Below are 17020 nucleotides of genomic sequence, written 5' to 3'. Positions count from 1 at the left end.
TGTATGCGGTTGCCATTCATAATGAGCCAGCCAGCGTCCTTGTTTTCCTCTGCTAAGCGTCTTAACTTGTTTTCTCCGATACGGAAATACTTTGACGCTTCTTCAATGGTAAGGGTATATTTTTCCCATACGGGAATATCCTGTGCATTACTCATAAAACACCCCCTCACTTTCGATTACATCTGCTATATCCGTACACATCTGTTCTACAAGCATTTCCTGTTTTTCGGAAAGGTTGGTACATTCATCAATCATTTTCATGTAGTTTGAGCCTGTCAGCCTGTCGATTTCCTCTATCATCACGATTGACGGCATGACCTGTCTTTCCAGCCATTGCAGAGTGCGTTCCATATTGACAGGTACGGGGTTCATTTCAAAAGGTAAACTGTCATGGGAAATGAATATCTCCCACAGCGGATAATCGGGAAATTGCACAAAATCAGTAATAAGGTAAAACACCAACCCATGAGGGTTATATGTCAATAACAATTCCTCAACTGCCTGTACTGCCTTTTTATCACGCAGACGAATTTCAAAACGGTTGATAATATCCGTATGTTTCTTTTTGGTTGCCTGTTCCTTTTGTTTTTCATACAGGCAGAAATATTTTGTGCTTGCCTTTGAGCCGATATAAAGGGTACTTGCTAAATTACGGTTTTTTCCGCTTAGTTTTCCACCTTGTACATTTTCATAGTTTTTACAGCGACAATCCGCACCGCCATTTTTGTATTTTTCAGACAAAACGGGAATATCCAGCAGACCGCACATATCATTGATTGCCAAGTCAAAACGTCGGATAACACCGCCACAGTCAAGACAGCGGTTTAAAAATGAATACCAATCCCTGTTCTGTGCCTGTAAGACATATTCCATGTTGCGTGAGCCTGCCCCTTTTAATTCTAAAAATACACCCATGTGTTCATCATCAGAAGCCATGACCTTGATTTCCCCGTAGGCATAATGCTCCTTATAGCCATAATACCCATAGTCATAATGGATAAAATAGTCCGCTTTCATGCCAAGCACCTTTCGGATAACTTCTAATGCGTCAGTCGTTGGAAAACGGACAGACAGATAATCAACGAGCAGATAAAAAGGCTTATCACAGACATAGTAATTCAGACAACGCAGGATAATGTTCTGTGTTTCTTTACTTGCGTTGGCTTTTCCGTTCTCAAAGCGGTTGATACTATATCTTGATACATGGGTAAGACTTGCAAGTTCTCCTTGTGAAAGACCGCTTGCAAGACGTTTGTTCTTCATTTCAAGTGCAAATTCTAAATTGTTCATTGTATTCCTCCAATCCCACAACAGCCTTGAAATACCTGTAAACCACTATTCAAAAGAATGTGAAATTACTATCTTCTTAAAACTTCTCATTACTACTCACAGGTTTGGGGTTGTATGGTTTTTGACTTGTCTTTTGTGAAATAGTGCCCCCCTGTTAGATAACGGGGGCACAGTCAAGGCTCGCAGGCTCGCCAGCCGACAAAGCATTTCTTCCCCTTGACACAAGGTGTCATGGCGGTAAGCCTGAGAGGCTTCCGCCACCGTGTCAGAAATACTTTGTCAGCAAGTCCTGTTTTGCCTTTTCTAACAAGTTCCATTTCAACCAATATTCATATCTACGGGTTTAATCAGATGGGTATTTCTTTTTGAATGTTTTTGTATTTCATGCTATTGTGCTTATTCACTCACAATAGCATAGTAATTCTTATATGCTTATTTGTCAATATCTTTTTTTGCCTTTACAAATCATATTAAGCATGATAGACTTATAACAGTGAAGATATAACGAGATATGGAGGGTTGTGCAATGAAAATAAGCCATTTAGGAAATAATATACAGACCATAAGAAAATTTAGGGGAATGAAACAACAGGAACTTGCGGACAAAATCGGTATCAATATGCAGAGCCTTTCCAAGATTGAAAGAGGGTTGAACTATCCTGCTTATGAAACGCTGGAAAAGATAATGGAAGTGCTGGACGTAACGCCGAATGAATTATTATCGGGAGAATGGAAGTATGTCAATCAGTCTGAAAAAGAAGTCTGTCAGTTTTTAAGAACAGAAGAACGTCTAAATGCAGAACTGAAACACGGACACTATGATAACTTCTTTGACAGCGAGGAAGAATGGCTGGAATATGAGTTGGAAAAGTTACGGGAATACATTACAGACTATATCAACGGGAAAAGCATTGAAGCGTCCGACCTTTACCCAATCAAAGAATTTATCCAGCATTTGAAGTTTCAAAAATTACTAGACCGCTATGATGATTTATACAGTATGGATATGTTTGGGGAAAGCATAGAGGGACATAAATATAGGACACCTTATCAAGTCGTGAAAATGATAAATCCGAACTCAAAAGAGGATATGGAACTGTTACGGGAAGTATTAAGGAATAACCATTTTGATGATGAGGACGAGTAATCTTTTTCCTCTTGCGAGAAGATACAGCAAACAAAAAGCCCGATCAAGAGTGCAAAGCACCACCAATGGTGGCAAGCTCTTGACAGGGCTTTTTCTTTTCTGTTGTGGGTACTCAAGAGGAAAAAAGGAAAAGTGTGATGTCTCAATTTTTTTATCTTGCACGCATAAAAAGATTGAAAGAGGTGTTTGTTTCCAGTATAATGTTTTTTGTATAGAAGCAAGGATTGAATTTTTTTGAAAGAAAGGGTTGACAGTCATGTTCACACATTGTTACGCTTGCGACAGACAGACAGACAGACAGACAGACAGACAGACAAGTAAATTCTGCCCTTTTTTCAATTCTATCAATAATAAACAGAACGCACAGATTATCCAGTTATAAGGGGGAGTTTGTGCGTTTTTCTATGCAAAGAATTTATGAAAAATAAGGAGTGAACAAACTATGAAGAAAAAACAAGTCCTTGCAGTAAGTTCCGCATTGATGATTGGAACAACAACTGCACTTACAGGGCTTCCTACTCCTGTCATGGCACAGGAAAACACAGAAGTTGTGCAGGAAGCCGTTGTAGAAGAAAACAAGACAGAGCAAGTTCCTGTGGAACAGAAAACAGAAAACGCAGAAGTACAAGAGAATATAACAGACAAGGAACAGGAAGAAACTGCTGAAAATGCAGAAACTTTAAAAGAAGAAAGTACAAAACAGGAAACACCTGCAACACCAGAAAAAGAAGTGGTTACCGAAGATAAGACCGTTGAAGCAAGCAAAAATACAGAAGTAAAAGCTGGAAGCATTGCTATTGATGAAACACATTTTCCAGACAAAGTATTTAGAGAACAAATCATTGCAGAATTTGATAAAGACGGCGATAGTGTGTTATCTGTTGATGAAATATCAAAAGCCCAATTCTTAAACTTACATGGTATGAAAACGATATCTTCATTAGAGGGTATTCAATATCTAACAAATTTGCAGTCTTTAGATGTTTCTACGACTTCTGTTTCAGACTTAAGTCCGGTTAAAAACTCATCTTATGGAAGAAGTTTTAATTGATGATAATATGGTTTTTGATATTGATAATTTAAAAGGATTTCTTAATGATACCAGTTCATTTGGGTTTATAGCTAAAGAAAATAATAAAATTATAGGATTTGCATATTGCTATACACTTTTAAGACCTGATGGAAAAACAATGTTTTATTTACACTCAATAGGAATGTTACCTAACTATCAAGACAAAGGTTATGGTTCAAAATTATTATCTTTTATTAAGGAATATTCTAAAGAGATTGGTTGTTCTGAAATGTTTTTAATAACTGATAAAGGTAATCCTAGAGCTTGCCATGTATATGAAAAATTAGGTGGTAAAAATGATTATAAAGATGAAATAGTATATGTATATGATTATGAAAAAGGTGATAAATAAATGAATATAGTTGAAAATGAAATATGTATAAGAACTTTAATAGATGATGATTTTCCTTTGATGTTAAAATGGTTAACTGATGAAAGAGTATTAGAATTTTATGGTGGTAGAGATAAAAAATATACATTAGAATCATTAAAAAAACATTATACAGAGCCTTGGGAAGATGAAGTTTTTAGAGTAATTATTGAATATAACAATGTTCCTATTGGATATGGACAAATATATAAAATGTATGATGAGTTATATACTGATTATCATTATCCAAAAACTGATGAGATAGTCTATGGTATGGATCAATTTATAGGAGAGCCAAATTATTGGAGTAAAGGAATTGGTACAAGATATATTAAATTGATTTTTGAATTTTTGAAAAAAGAAAGAAATGCTAATGCAGTTATTTTAGACCCTCATAAAAATAATCCAAGAGCAATAAGGGCATACCAAAAATCTGGTTTTAGAATTATTGAAGATTTGCCAGAACATGAATTACACGAGGGCAAAAAAGAAGATTGTTATTTAATGGAATATAGATATGATGATAATGCCACAAATGTTAAGGCAATGAAATATTTAATTGAGCATTACTTTGATAATTTCAAAGTAGATAGTATTGAAATAATCGGTAGTGGTTATGATAGTGTGGCATATTTAGTTAATAATGAATACATTTTTAAAACAAAATTTAGTACTAATAAGAAAAAAGGTTATGCAAAAGAAAAAGCAATATATAATTTTTTAAATACAAATTTAGAAACTAATGTAAAAATTCCTAATATTGAATATTCGTATATTAGTGATGAATTATCTATACTAGGTTATAAAGAAATTAAAGGAACTTTTTTAACACCAGAAATTTATTCTACTATGTCAGAAGAAGAACAAAATTTGTTAAAACGAGATATTGCCAGTTTTTTAAGACAAATGCACGGTTTAGATTATACAGATATTAGTGAATGTACTATTGATAATAAACAAAATGTATTAGAAGAGTATATATTGTTGCGTGAAACTATTTATAATGATTTAACTGATATAGAAAAAGATTATATAGAAAGTTTTATGGAAAGACTAAATGCAACAACAGTTTTTGAGGGTAAAAAGTGTTTATGCCATAATGATTTTAGTTGTAATCATCTATTGTTAGATGGCAATAATAGATTAACTGGAATAATTGATTTTGGAGATTCTGGAATTATAGATGAATATTGTGATTTTATATACTTACTTGAAGATAGTGAAGAAGAAATAGGAACAAATTTTGGAGAAGATATATTAAGAATGTATGGAAATATAGATATTGAGAAAGCAAAAGAATATCAAGATATAGTTGAAGAATATTATCCTATTGAAACTATTGTTTATGGAATTAAAAATATTAAACAGGAATTTATCGAAAATGGTAGAAAAGAAATTTATAAAAGGACTTATAAAGATTGATTATATAATATATGAAAAGCTATTATAAAAGACATTAGTATTAAATAGTTTAAAAAAATGAAAAATAATAAAGGATCTTTAAAAAGATTAGATTGTCGTTCTTCAAAAGTAGGAAGCGTTGATTTAACACGTTATCCGAATTTGGAAGCTTTCCTTTGCGATAATACATCAATTAACAGTCTTGATGTATCTAAGAATGAAAAATTGAATACGTTATTTGCAGATAGTACCTCTATTTCCAATTTAGATGTAACAAACAATCCTAACTTAGAACAACTATCTTGTAGCAATACAGGATTAATGGAACTTGATGTCACACATAATCCGCAATTAGTCACTTTAGATATAGGAGATACAAAAGTAAAAACACTTGATATAAGTAAGAACCCTAATTTGAAACAACTATCATGTTATATGACAAATATAGCTGAATTAGATGTAACAAAAAACACAAAACTGACACGCCTTTTTTGTCATGATACAACTATTAAAAAATTAGATTTAAGCAATAATTTAGAACTTGAAATGCTACGTTGCGGTGAAATTTTTGAACAAGGGATAAGAGGTCTTGATATAAGTAAAAACACAAAAATTAAAAAATTAATTTGCGATGATTTATACTGGTTAAATGTCGGAGAGAATAAAGTTCTTGAAAATAATCATGCTTTTGTAGGCAACGGTTATATTGATATTAAAGGGAATAAAATCGACTTAAAAAAAGATGTTGAACAAGGAATAGATATTTCAAAAGTAAAAGTTACTGCAAATGGAACTTTAGATAAAGATACAGGAATTATAACGGTAGATGATGTAAAAAAACCAGTTACTTATGAGTATGATTGCGGTACTTATAAAGACGGAAACGTTGTTTTAAAAGTAGAATTATCGTTAAACTCACAAGGAGAAGATAATACAGCACCAACTATTTCTGCAAATGATGTTACATTGAATGTAGGCGATACTTTCGACCCATTGGCAAATGTAACAGCAACAGATAAAGAGGACGGAACTATCACTTTGACAAAAGATAATATTGTTGCAAATGATGTAGATACTTCTAAGGCTGGTACTTACCATGTGACTTATAAAGTAACAGATAAAAACGGAGCTTCTGCTAAAAAAACGATTACTGTAACTGTGAAACAAAATACAGGCGACCTTAACTCTGCTCCAATCATTTCAGCAAATGATGTTACATTGAATGTAGGCGATACGTTCGATCCATTGGCAAATGTGACAGCAACAGATAAAGAGGACGGAACGATTATTTTAACAAAAGATAACATTATTGCAAATGATGTAGATACTTCTAAGGCTGGCACTTATCATGTAACTTTCCGTGTAGTAGATAAAAATGGTGCAATTACTGAAAAAACAATTACAGTTACCGTAAAAGAAAAAGCAACAAATAAACCTGTAAGTCCACAACAGCCACAGAAACCGAGCAAGCCAACTACTCCAACAAAGCCTAGCGGACAAAAGAACCCTGTAAAAACAGGTGATATGACAAACGTAGGATTGTTTACTTCTATGTTTGCTGGTTCAACCGGTGTATTAGCTGTTTTATTCGGTAAAAAACGTAAAAGAAATAAGAACAATTAACAAAATGTATAATAACAATCAATAGCGACTAATGATTTTCATGTAAAAGGACACCAAACTATACGGTGTCCTTTTCAAATTCTTACGTCATATCAAGGCTCATTCAATCGTGGTAAATTCGTGGTAAAATGAGTGCTTTCCTATATTTCAAAATGCTTGAAAGTATAGTGTTTATGCGGATAATCAAAAATCAGATATAAAATTTCATTGAAATTGATGATTTCATCTCAACACGTTTAAACATTTACATAAAATGTTTCGAACAAGCGTTGACAGCTTATCTTGCGACAACGCTAAGTGATAAGATGGTAAAACTTGGAAATGCATATTGTAATGATTATTCGTTATTTCAAGAATTATTGACAGAGCAAGAAAATCAATTAGATATGTTGGATATATACTATCGCTATCAAAATACAAAGATCATCAAAGGAAATAAGTTAGTCATGCAAAAGAATAGGGAAGTTGTTGAGAAAGTCATCATGTTAGGTCAAAAGAAACTAAATGTGAATAATTATTTGTATCAACACTATAAGAAAAATCATACGTCAATTCCTATATGGGTGATTTTACATCAATTGACACTAGGAGAATTACAAATTATTTTTAATTTTTTAAAATTAAAAGATAGAGTTGCGTTTGTGAATAATATATATCGGCAAAGAAAGAATAATCAATTTGTTAGCGGCTTTTCAAATAAGATAAACTATATCCGACTTTTAAGAAACAATATCAACCATTATGAACCCATTATTCCTTTTATCAAAAACCTATCAAGTCTTGAAGAACAGAAAAGATTGATTTCCCTTATAAAATTATTAAAACTGAATTATTATAGATCTGTAACACATGATAGTTCAAAAATTAAAAAGCCATTAATTGAAATTGAAGTTAATAAAAATAACGCTAAACTTATTTCCTATTTAAAAGGAATAATAAAAGTAATATAAAAAATGAGAAGCCTAGTAATTAAACCGAGCTTCCCTCCTGCTGCCTCTTGGCAACTTTAAGTCTATATTGTAGCTGATGACTGTGAGAAAGTCAACCATAAAATGATAAAAATTCACAAAAGTAATGTTTTATACGCTTTTGTATATAGCTTTTATTTTTGTATAAAAAATGAGAAGCCCCTTCATAATAGAACGAGCTTCCCTCCTGCTGCCTCTTGGCAACTTCGCATCTATATTGTAACGGATGACTATGAAAAAGTCAACAATATAATACTATTGATTTATATAAGCTTAGCTTTATATACTATGATATATTTTTCAGTTCCATATCTTTTCGATTTATTTCATAGCAGTTGCGTGCTATAATGTAACCACGTGAAAAACGGAGGAGTTCATTCTGAAAACAAAAAAAATTGTAAAAAAATTAAATAAGAAACAAGAACGTTTATTACACAAGCAATCTTTAAGTGGTCCAATTCAAAAAAAGATAAGAACACATGTTCCAGTTAAAGCCATGCAGGCATTAGAAACAGCTTTTGAAAAATCATTTGTTGTAATTTTTCAAAAAGGTACACCATGGATAGAAAAGGCAACACATATCAAAGATAAACAAGAACTTGCCCAATATTTTCGTAGTAGTTTTGATTGTGAACAAAATAAACAGAAATTAAAACGGTTTGATCAAAATGCAAGAAAAACGAGTTATCAACATGTGGCAATTACACAAGTAAAAAGCAGTGTTTTAGGATTATTTGGCATAGGAATACCAGATATTCCATTATATCTTGCGACTTTATTATCTGGTATTTATCAAATCGCAACAATATATGGCTATGACATTCATGAAGAAAAGGAACAGGCATATGTGCTGTTACTCATATGTGCGATGTGTGATGAAGAAGAAAAACGGGAAGAATGGAAAAATATGATGGATGCCATGGAACATGGACAAAAAATAAAATATTCCATAAGCGAGTTGATGACATATACTTCTCATGCTTTATCATATAGTGAACTTCAATCAAAGTTTCTACAGGGGATTCCAATTGCAGGAATTGCTGGTGCCTTTATGAGCACCTCTACGCAAAATCGTATCCTTACATTCGCAAGAACGTCTTATAAAAAACGGTTATTACATCAAGGAAGATAGGAGTGTTGACAATGAATCAAACAAATATAGAAGCACAGATGAAAGCATTACATCAGGATATGAAAACATTAAAAGAAAAAGCATCCCGCTTTTCTACCATTCGCTTTTTATTAGTGATTGGTGTTATATTTTTTATTTATCAGGCAGAATCAAGTAATCGGATTTTTTATATGGTATCCATTATACTCGTTGTGGTTTTTCTTTATATTGCATATTTACATCGTCAAGTAAAAAGCAAATTAGAAGATAAAGAAACCATGATAGAAGTGTATGATGGTATCGTAAAACGTAAAAATGAAGAATGGAAAAGCTTTGAAGATCAAGGGATAGACTTTTTAAAAGAAGATATGACGCAGGAAATGGATTTAGATGTGTTTGGAAAAGCAAGCCTGTTTCAATATTTAAATGTCGCAAGTACATTACATGGAAGAGAAGCACTTGCTCACTTATTATCCGTGAAAAAGCAACAGCCAGATAATATTATAAAACGTCAAAATGCGGTAAAAGAATTGATTGATAAACAAAGTTTTACGTTAGAAATGAATATGTTATCACGTTTATTTTCTAAACATGCCAAGAAATTAAAAAAGAAAAAGTTAGACAGCTTTTTAACTTATATGGAAGAAACTATGGCATCACAGCCTGTGATATTAAAACTATTATCTTATATTATGCCAGTTATGGTAATCCTATCCTTTATCTTATGTGGTATTGGAAAACTTCAAATTGAAATCGCAATGGGATGTTTTACCGTGACTTTATGCCTTGCTTTTATCTTTTTTATGGGAAATAGTGCGCAACTGTCCTATGTAGAAAGTATGCATGATTTGATTATTGATTATGAACGAATGTTTGTGAATGTCGCAAAGCAATCCTTTGATTGTGAAGAATTACTACAGTTAAAGCAGCAGTTATCCGATGCACAGGATGGTATCCGTAAATTAAATCAAATATTGGGGTTTGTAAGAGTACGCAGTAATTCAATCTTATTCTTATTTGCCAATGGCTTGTTTTTGATGGATTTTCATTGCATGCGAGCATTAAAAAAATGGAAAGATCAATATGGAAATCATGTTCGTGGATGGTTAGAGGCAATTGGTGAAATGGAAGCGTTGATGTCACTTGCCCAGTTAGGATATGCAAAAGATCATATCTGTTTTGGAGAAGTATCAAATACTTTTATGATTGATATGAAGCATATGGCACATCCTTTGATCAATGAAGAAAAAGCTGTTTCTAATTCCTTACAGATGGTGGATGGCTCTTATGTGATTACAGGAAGCAATATGTCAGGAAAGACGACTTTCCTTCGTACCATTGGTGTCAATATGATCTTGTTTCAGGCTGGAGCACCTGTATGTGCCGATGAATTTATCGCTTCACCATTATCTATTTATACTTCCATGCGGGTACATGATGATGTCAGTGAAGGCATTTCTACTTTCTATGCAGAAATTCTTCGTATTAAACAAATGATGGAGGAAAGCAAAAAGAAAGAACCAATTCTGGTATTGATTGATGAAATATTTAAAGGAACCAATAGTGCGGATCGTATCCTGTGCGCAAAACAGGCAATTGTCCGATTACATTTGCCATGGGTGATCTGTGCAGTTAGTACACATGATTTTGAGTTATGTGATCTGGAATATGATGAGAAGATACAGGCAAGAAATTATCACTTCTCTGAATACTATGAAGATGATCGAATCCATTTTGACTATACGTTAAAAGATGGACGTTGTAAGACAACAAATGCGAAGCAGCTGATGAAAATGGCCGGCTTCTGGGAGGAATAGGAATGAAAACTTTAGTATTGGCAGAAAAGCCCTCTGTAGGAAAAGAGCTGGCAAGGGTACTTGGCTGTAAACAAATGAAAGAAGGATATGTAGAAGGCAATGATTATGTTGTCACATGGGCATTAGGACATTTGGTTACTCTGGCTGATCCACAGGATTATGACAAACGATTAGAAACATGGAGCATGGATGATCTTCCCATGCTTCCTGAAAAAATGCAGTTAAAAGTAATGAAAGAAACGGGCAGACAGTTTCGTGTTGTGAAACAGCAGATGTTAAGAAAAGATATCTCATCGCTTGTCATTGCGACAGATGCAGGAAGAGAAGGGGAACTTGTGGCCCGCTGGATCATCAAAATGGCTGGGTTTCATAAGCCATTAAAACGGTTATGGATATCTTCTCAAACGGATAAAGCAATCAAACAGGGTTTCGCAAATTTAAAAGATGCGAAAGCATATGAACCACTTTATCATAGCGCTGTTTGTCGTGCGGAGGCTGACTGGCTGGTTGGTTTAAATGTAACACGTGCATTAACATGTAAATTCAATGCACAATTATCCGCAGGTCGTGTACAGACGCCAACCCTTGCCATGATTGTGGCAAGAGAGGAAGAAATCAAAAAGTTTAAGCCGGTAGAATATCAAGTGATGAAGATTAAGAGTGATAGTTTTGATTTACAATATATAAATGAAAAACAGCAGTCACAGATTTTTGATAAAGAAAAGGCACAACAGATTGCTAATGAATTAAAAGGTCAAAAACTTATCATCACAGATGTGAAGAAAACACGAAAAAAAGAGTTGCCACCTTTATTATATGATTTAACAGAGTTACAAAGAGATGCGAATAAACGTTTTGGCTACAGTGCCAAACAGACTTTGAATATTATGCAGAGTTTATATGAAACACATAAGCTGCTTACGTATCCAAGGACAGATTCACGTTATATCAGTGATGATATCATCCCGACTTTAAAAGAACGTCTACAGTCAATCTCTATTGATGTTTATGAACCATTTGCGCAAAAGCTATTGAAAAGTGGTATAAAAACCAATAAGCGTATCGTTGATAACAGTAAAGTAAGTGATCATCATGCAATCATTCCAACGGAGGAATATGTAGAACTACACCGCCTATCAAGAGATGAACGCAACATCTATGATTTGGTAGTTAGACGGTTTTTGGCAGTTTTTATGCCAGCCAGTGAGTATGACGTTACAAGAATTAGTGCAAAATGTAAAAACCATACCTTTAAAACAAGTGGTAAAATCGTAGTAGAAGCTGGATGGAGAGCATTATATAATCTAAAAGATGTCTTTGATGAAGATGAAGAAGAAATTGATGATCAAAGCCTTCCAGCAGTACAAAAAGAACAACAGTATTCTATTCATCAGGTTGTATTATCTACACATTTTACCAATCCACCAGCCCGTTATACAGAAGCAACTTTATTATCCGCAATGGAGCACCCAGGCAAATTTATAAACAATGCTAAAATGAAAACTATTTTAGAAGATGCGAATGGCATAGGGACTGTCGCAACTCGTGCAGATATTATTGAAAAGCTGTTTAAAACCAATTATATTGAGAAACGTGGTAATTATATCTATCCATTAAGTAAAGGAATCCAGTTAATTTCTTTAGTGCCAGAAGATTTGCGTTCACCATTATTGACAGCTAAATGGGAAGAAAAATTAACTAAAATTGCGAAAAATCAAATGAAGGATGGCGCATTTAAACAAGAGATGCGCACCTATGCAACTTCACTTGTAGAAGCAGTAAAAAACAGTGAAGCAAATTATCGCCATGACAATATGACGATGAAAAAATGTCCTGTTTGTGGTAAAAACTTGTTAGAGGTCAATGGGAAACGTGGTAAGTTATTGGTGTGCAGTGATCCTTCCTGTAAATATAAACAGCAATTATCTTTTATCAGTAATGCAAGATGTCCAAACTGTCACAAAAAGTTAACTGTGGTTGGAGAAAAGGAAAAACGTCTATATACCTGCGGCTGTGGTTTCCGTGAAAAATTTGACCGTTTTAATGAACAATTAAAGCAAAAAAGCAATAAAGCCGGTAAACAAGAGTTAAAGGCATATATGAAAAAGCAGGAGCAGGAAGTAAAACAGGAAAAAAGTGCTTTTCAGCTGGCATTAGAAGAAGCAATGAAGAAAAAATCATAATTTATATATAAAATAAAAGGGCTGGGCAGTTCACACCATGTTGTTAACTATCCCAACCCTTTTTGTTTATTATCTATGCATAGCTGCATATTGAATCGCAATGATCGTTTTCGCATCTATAATTTCTTTGCGTTTGATCATATCTAATGCCTGATCAATATCATACCAGCATAATTCGATTTCTTCATCTTCATCCATTGCTTTTGGATGCTCCACAGGAATTAAATCACTTGCTTCATAGATATATAATTTCTCATTACAGAAACCTGGCGTCGAATAAAATTCACAAATCAATGATAAATTATCACAAGTAAAGCCACTTTCTTCCTCCAATTCACGTAATCCACAGGTATAAGGATCTTCATCTTTTTCTAACTTACCTGCGGGTATTTCCAACATCATGGCATCAACAGCAGGACGATATTGATGAACAAATAATATCTGATCGCCTTTTCTGGCTAAAACACCAACGCCGCCGTGATGGTGTACAATATCTCTTTCAAATTGTTTTCCTGCATCATCTTCTATGATATCCTTGCTGATGGTAAAAATTCTTGCTTCATATGTTTGTTTTGATGATACTTTTTTTTGCATGTCAACTCACCTCGACTTTTATTATAAAGCAACTTGCTTCTTTCAACAACCTTATTTAAACATATTCAAATGATATTCTGTTTTAAACACTGGATCTTTTATATGCAGGACAGCTTTAAAGAACTGGTGGATTTTATGTGAAGATTTTTTGAATTTTGCTTATAAAACCTTATGGAATGCACATACTGAAAGGGAAGGAGGATACATATGAATAATAAACAATTAAAAGAAACAGCGAAAAAACATGAACCTGCCAAGCATGCAGGAAAACATGCACTGATAGCATTTTTAAGCGGAGGTGCATTAGGTGCCGCAGCCCAGTTGCTGATGCGTATCTATATGATTGTATTAGGTATTGATCAGGAAACAGCCATGCCCATGTGTGTGGTAACTGTCATTCTGATTACTTCTATATTAACAGGATTTGGTGTCTTTGATAAAGCAGCTCAGGTGTGTGGGGCAGGACTATTTATTCCCATTACAGGCTTTGCCAACTCACTTACTTCTTGTGCATTAGAAGGAAAAACAGAAGGCTTTATTTATGGTATTGGAGGCAATATGTTTAAACTTGCAGGTAGTGTATTAACCTATGGCATCGCAAGTGCATTTGTCTTTGGTACGATCCGCTATTTGATGTTTGGAGCGTAGAATTATGACAACGATAAATTTTAAGAATGTATATGTCAAATCCAGAGCAACTGCTGTAGGTCCTCTTGAAAAAGATGGTCCACTAGGAGATTTATTTGATAAAAGCTATGATAATAATTACTGTACAGAAACAAGCTTTGAAAAAGCGGAACGAATGCTTGTTTATGATGCAGTAGATGCAGCATTGCGAAAAGCCTCTTTAAAGGTAGATGATATCGGTTTATTAGTAGGCGGTGATTTAATTAATCAATTAACAAGTTCTCATTATTTTGCGAAGGATTTAGCTGTACCATTCATCGGTATGTATGGCGCATGTGCTACTTCTTCTCTAGTTATTGGACAAGGAGCATTATGGGTAGAACACGATATGGCAGACAATGTGGTAAGCTTCACAAGTTCTCATGTAGCAACAGCGGAACGCCAGTTTCGCTATCCTAATGAATATGGTGTACAGAAAAAAGAAACCACGACTTCAACGGTTACGGGTGCAGGTGCTGTCGTATTATCTAAAACACCCTCACATATAAAAGTCAGTGCATTTACACCTGGAAAGATTATTGACTGGGATCATAAAGATGCCAATGATATGGGCTTAGCAATGGCTCCGGCTGCTTTTGATACCATCCAGACACATTTTAAAGATACTCATCGAGATTTTAAAGATTACGATATGATTGTGACAGGCGATTTATCAAAAATTGGATTTTCATTCTTAACTGATTTACTAGTACAGGAGAATTATCACATTGATAATCGTTTACATGATTGTGGTTTGATGATGTATAACTTTGATGATCAGGAAGTATTCTGTGGAGGAAGTGGATGTGCATGCAGTATGTGTGTATCTTTGACAAAGCTTTTAAATATGATTGAACAAGGGGAAATGAAACGTATTATGGTAGTGGCGACGGGTGCATTACTATCCCCTGTGGCAGTGCAGCAGAAGGAATCTATTCCATGTATCGCACACGCCATCGTTTATGAAAGGAGTGAGTAAGCATGATGTATCTGAATGCATTTCTTGTTTGTGGTGCTATCTCTCTTGTGGGACAGTTGATCTATGATCACAGTAAATTAACTGCTGGACATATTACATCTTTGTTTGTGGTCATCGGTGCGGCACTTGATACTTTTGGCTGGTATGATAAATTGTTAAAATTTGCAGGTATGGGAGCAAGTCTTCCCATCACAAGCTTTGGACATTCCCTGATTCATGGAGCCCTTGCGAAAGCACAACAGGAAGGTTTGATGGGAATATTACTTGGCATGTTTGATTTAACAGCTGCAGGAATTACCTCTGCCATCTTGTTTGCTTTTCTAGTGGCGTTGGTGTTTAAACCAAAATCATGAAGCTGCAGGAGCGTTATGACATCATATCCTCACAATTATCCTCATCATTTGATGTGGTATCCCGTCATTTATCCATACAGGGAACACAGGCATGGGTATTCTTTATATCCAGTTTAAGTGACAGTGCTTTAATCACAAGACTTGTCGAAAGCTTTGTATCTACTGTATCCAACCATTTGAATATCACGTTTTATCCCGGTGGCGTAGAAGCAATACAGGATGATAAGAAAGCCATCACCAATTTATTAAGCGGACAGGCACTTGTGCTATTAGAGCATAGTGATGATTATTATTGTATAGAAACTAGACATTATCCTGCTCGTTCTACTTCAGAACCTAGCGTAGAAAAAAGCGTAAGGGGATCACATGATGGCTTTGTGGAGAATGTGATTTTAAATGTTGGATTGATACGCAGAAGGATTCGTGATCCACGACTTGTGGTCACGATGAATAAAGAAGGCGTTAAAACCAGAACGGATATCGCATATCTGTATATTGATGAATTGGTGGATGTAGATGTTTTACAAGACTTTGAACACCGCTTAAAAATGTTAGATGAAACAGAAATATTAAGTGAGCGTAATCTGTGTGAATCCTTATATGGCAAAACATGGAATCCTTATCCACATGTGCGTTATACAGAACGTCCAGATATCTGTGCCATTCATCTTCTACAAGGATATCTTATTGCCTTGGTAGATAATTCACCAACAGCCATGATTCTTCCCACTACCTTTTTTGAACAAACCAAACAAATTGAAGAATATACCCAGACAACCATGGTTGCCATATTTACCAGGGTATTGCGTTTAATTGGTATCGCATTTTCTTTATATCTGTTGCCACTATGGATTGGACTTTTGATTGATCGTATTCCTACGATGTTAAAACTTCCTATGTTGGATATTCATCCCATTACCTTTGGTTTTCAAGTAATTTTGGCAGATATCGTTGTGGAATGGATCCGTCAGTCCCTGATTCATACACCCAGTATCTTATCCAGCATCATGAGTTTTATTGCAGTATTTGTGTTAGGTGATATGGCGATTGAATTAGGTGCCTATACATCAGAAATATTAATTATGGTGGCAGTATCAAACATTGGTAATCTTTTAACTCCAAGTTATGAGTTATCCCTTGCGAATAAAGTCTTTCGTATCTTCATTGGTACCCTGGCACTTTTCTTTGGATGTAATGGATTTTGTATTGGCGTATTCATCCATATGCTGATTCTACTGTCTACAAAAACAATCAAGTTTCCTTATTTATATCCCTTCATTCCTTTCTCCTATAAGGAATGTAAACGAATTTTTGTGGGGGCACCTATTAAAGTTAAAAAAGATTAGTTATCTAGTCTTTTTTTATCAAAGTAATATGAAACTTTCCATGATACAATCCTATCATGGATTTTTTAGATGGAATGTTTTACACTTTCCATGGTATAAT

General features: G+C 34.3%; 16 protein-coding genes. 13 read left to right on the top strand and 3 right to left on the bottom strand.

Features of this window, described 5'->3' with window-relative positions; translation table 11 throughout:
* The coding region (locus DW114_RS16360; RefSeq protein ID WP_117454798.1) for an excisionase at nt 1–155 on the bottom strand (155 nt) is incomplete at its 3' end.
* Nucleotides 148–1290, bottom strand: a complete 1143-nt coding sequence (locus DW114_RS16355) for an XRE family transcriptional regulator (RefSeq protein WP_021361841.1) — start codon at nt 1288–1290, stop codon at nt 148–150. The genes DW114_RS16360 and DW114_RS16355, both read right to left, overlap by 8 nt.
* 511 nt (nt 1291–1801) lie before the next feature.
* Between DW114_RS16355 and DW114_RS16350 the strand changes: the two genes are divergently transcribed.
* From DW114_RS16350 to DW114_RS16310, 9 genes are all read left to right on the top strand, one after another.
* Nucleotides 1802–2437 (top strand): helix-turn-helix domain-containing protein, encoded by a 636-nt coding sequence (locus DW114_RS16350; protein WP_004610984.1) that lies wholly within the window; start codon nt 1802–1804, stop codon nt 2435–2437.
* 442 nt (nt 2438–2879) lie between these two features.
* Nucleotides 2880–3488, top strand: coding sequence for a hypothetical protein (locus DW114_RS16345; RefSeq protein ID WP_227223064.1), 609 nt, complete (start codon nt 2880–2882; stop codon nt 3486–3488).
* Entirely contained in the window at nt 3469–3861 is a 393-nt protein-coding gene (locus DW114_RS16340; RefSeq protein WP_000393259.1) for a GNAT family N-acetyltransferase, read from the top strand. Before DW114_RS16345 ends, DW114_RS16340 begins: the two co-directional genes overlap by 20 nt.
* Entirely contained in the window at nt 3862–5301 is a 1440-nt protein-coding gene (gene aph(2'')-Ia / locus DW114_RS16335; RefSeq protein WP_001028144.1) for an aminoglycoside O-phosphotransferase APH(2'')-Ia, read from the top strand.
* 57 nt (nt 5302–5358) lie between these two features.
* Nucleotides 5359–6903 carry an immunoglobulin-like domain-containing protein gene (locus DW114_RS16330; RefSeq protein ID WP_227223065.1) on the top strand — a complete coding sequence of 515 codons (1545 nt, stop codon included), beginning with the start codon at nt 5359–5361 and terminating at the stop codon, nt 6901–6903.
* Between the two features lie 206 nt (nt 6904–7109).
* Nucleotides 7110–7853: an Abi family protein gene (locus tag DW114_RS16325; RefSeq protein ID WP_117454797.1), complete on the top strand. Its 744-nt coding sequence runs from the start codon at nt 7110–7112 to the stop codon at nt 7851–7853.
* Between the two features lie 394 nt (nt 7854–8247).
* A complete protein-coding gene (locus DW114_RS16320; protein WP_117454796.1) occupies nt 8248–9003 on the top strand; it encodes an EcsC family protein in 756 nt (251 codons plus the stop codon).
* Between the two features lie 11 nt (nt 9004–9014).
* Nucleotides 9015–10799, top strand: a complete 1785-nt coding sequence (locus DW114_RS16315; protein ID WP_117454795.1) for a MutS family DNA mismatch repair protein — start codon at nt 9015–9017, stop codon at nt 10797–10799.
* A 2-nt stretch (nt 10800–10801) separates the two neighbouring features.
* Nucleotides 10802–12982, top strand: a complete 2181-nt coding sequence (locus tag DW114_RS16310; RefSeq protein WP_117454794.1) for a DNA topoisomerase III — start codon at nt 10802–10804, stop codon at nt 12980–12982.
* Nucleotides 12983–13051: 69 nt separating this feature from the next.
* Here DW114_RS16310 and DW114_RS16305 read toward each other — a convergent pair whose 3' ends face one another.
* A complete protein-coding gene (locus DW114_RS16305) occupies nt 13052–13576 on the bottom strand; it encodes an NUDIX hydrolase (protein WP_117454793.1) in 525 nt (174 codons plus the stop codon).
* Between the two features lie 207 nt (nt 13577–13783).
* Here DW114_RS16305 and DW114_RS16300 point away from each other — a divergent pair, with 207 nt between their 5' ends.
* From DW114_RS16300 to DW114_RS16285, 4 genes are read left to right on the top strand one after another with little or no spacing between them, the layout of a single operon-like run.
* Nucleotides 13784–14224, top strand: coding sequence for a SpoVA/SpoVAEb family sporulation membrane protein (locus DW114_RS16300; RefSeq protein WP_117454792.1), 441 nt, complete (start codon nt 13784–13786; stop codon nt 14222–14224).
* Between the two features lie 4 nt (nt 14225–14228).
* Nucleotides 14229–15221: a stage V sporulation protein AD gene (spoVAD, locus tag DW114_RS16295; RefSeq protein ID WP_117454791.1), complete on the top strand. Its 993-nt coding sequence runs from the start codon at nt 14229–14231 to the stop codon at nt 15219–15221.
* Between the two features lie 2 nt (nt 15222–15223).
* On the top strand, nt 15224–15574 hold the full coding sequence (spoVAE, locus tag DW114_RS16290; protein WP_117454790.1) for a stage V sporulation protein AE: 351 nt from the start codon (nt 15224–15226) through the stop codon (nt 15572–15574).
* Nucleotides 15571–16920, top strand: coding sequence for a spore germination protein (locus DW114_RS16285; protein ID WP_117454789.1), 1350 nt, complete (start codon nt 15571–15573; stop codon nt 16918–16920). The genes spoVAE and DW114_RS16285 overlap by 4 nt, the downstream gene beginning before the upstream one ends.
* Nucleotides 16921–17020: the final 100 nt, after the last annotated feature.

This window comes from Absiella sp. AM09-50 (genome assembly GCF_003433845.1).
In the GTDB taxonomy this organism is placed as follows: Bacteria; Bacillota_I; Bacilli_A; order Erysipelotrichales; family Erysipelotrichaceae; genus Hoskinsella; species Hoskinsella hominis.
Note: the sequence above shows the minus strand (reverse complement) of the source record. Positions and strands in the feature narration are given on the sequence as shown.

What these genes read in the sequence shown, in the direction of transcription:
- DW114_RS16340 (WP_000393259.1), top strand. Translation starts at nt 3,469, where the DNA reads ATGGAAGAAGTTTTAATTGATGATAATATGGTTTTTGATATTGATAAT.
- DW114_RS16310 (WP_117454794.1), top strand. Translation starts at nt 10,802, where the DNA reads ATGAAAACTTTAGTATTGGCAGAAAAGCCCTCTGTAGGAAAAGAGCTG.
- DW114_RS16305 (WP_117454793.1), bottom strand. Translation starts at nt 13,576, where the DNA reads ATGCAAAAAAAAGTATCATCAAAACAAACATATGAAGCAAGAATTTTT.
- spoVAD (WP_117454791.1), top strand. Translation starts at nt 14,229, where the DNA reads ATGACAACGATAAATTTTAAGAATGTATATGTCAAATCCAGAGCAACT.
- spoVAE (WP_117454790.1), top strand. Translation starts at nt 15,224, where the DNA reads ATGATGTATCTGAATGCATTTCTTGTTTGTGGTGCTATCTCTCTTGTG.
- DW114_RS16300 (WP_117454792.1), top strand. Translation starts at nt 13,784, where the DNA reads ATGAATAATAAACAATTAAAAGAAACAGCGAAAAAACATGAACCTGCC.
- DW114_RS16350 (WP_004610984.1), top strand. Translation starts at nt 1,802, where the DNA reads ATGGAGGGTTGTGCAATGAAAATAAGCCATTTAGGAAATAATATACAG.
- DW114_RS16285 (WP_117454789.1), top strand. Translation starts at nt 15,571, where the DNA reads ATGAAGCTGCAGGAGCGTTATGACATCATATCCTCACAATTATCCTCA.
- DW114_RS16355 (WP_021361841.1), bottom strand. Translation starts at nt 1,290, where the DNA reads ATGAACAATTTAGAATTTGCACTTGAAATGAAGAACAAACGTCTTGCA.
- DW114_RS16330 (WP_227223065.1), top strand. Translation starts at nt 5,359, where the DNA reads ATGAAAAATAATAAAGGATCTTTAAAAAGATTAGATTGTCGTTCTTCA.
- DW114_RS16315 (WP_117454795.1), top strand. Translation starts at nt 9,015, where the DNA reads ATGAATCAAACAAATATAGAAGCACAGATGAAAGCATTACATCAGGAT.
- DW114_RS16345 (WP_227223064.1), top strand. Translation starts at nt 2,880, where the DNA reads ATGAAGAAAAAACAAGTCCTTGCAGTAAGTTCCGCATTGATGATTGGA.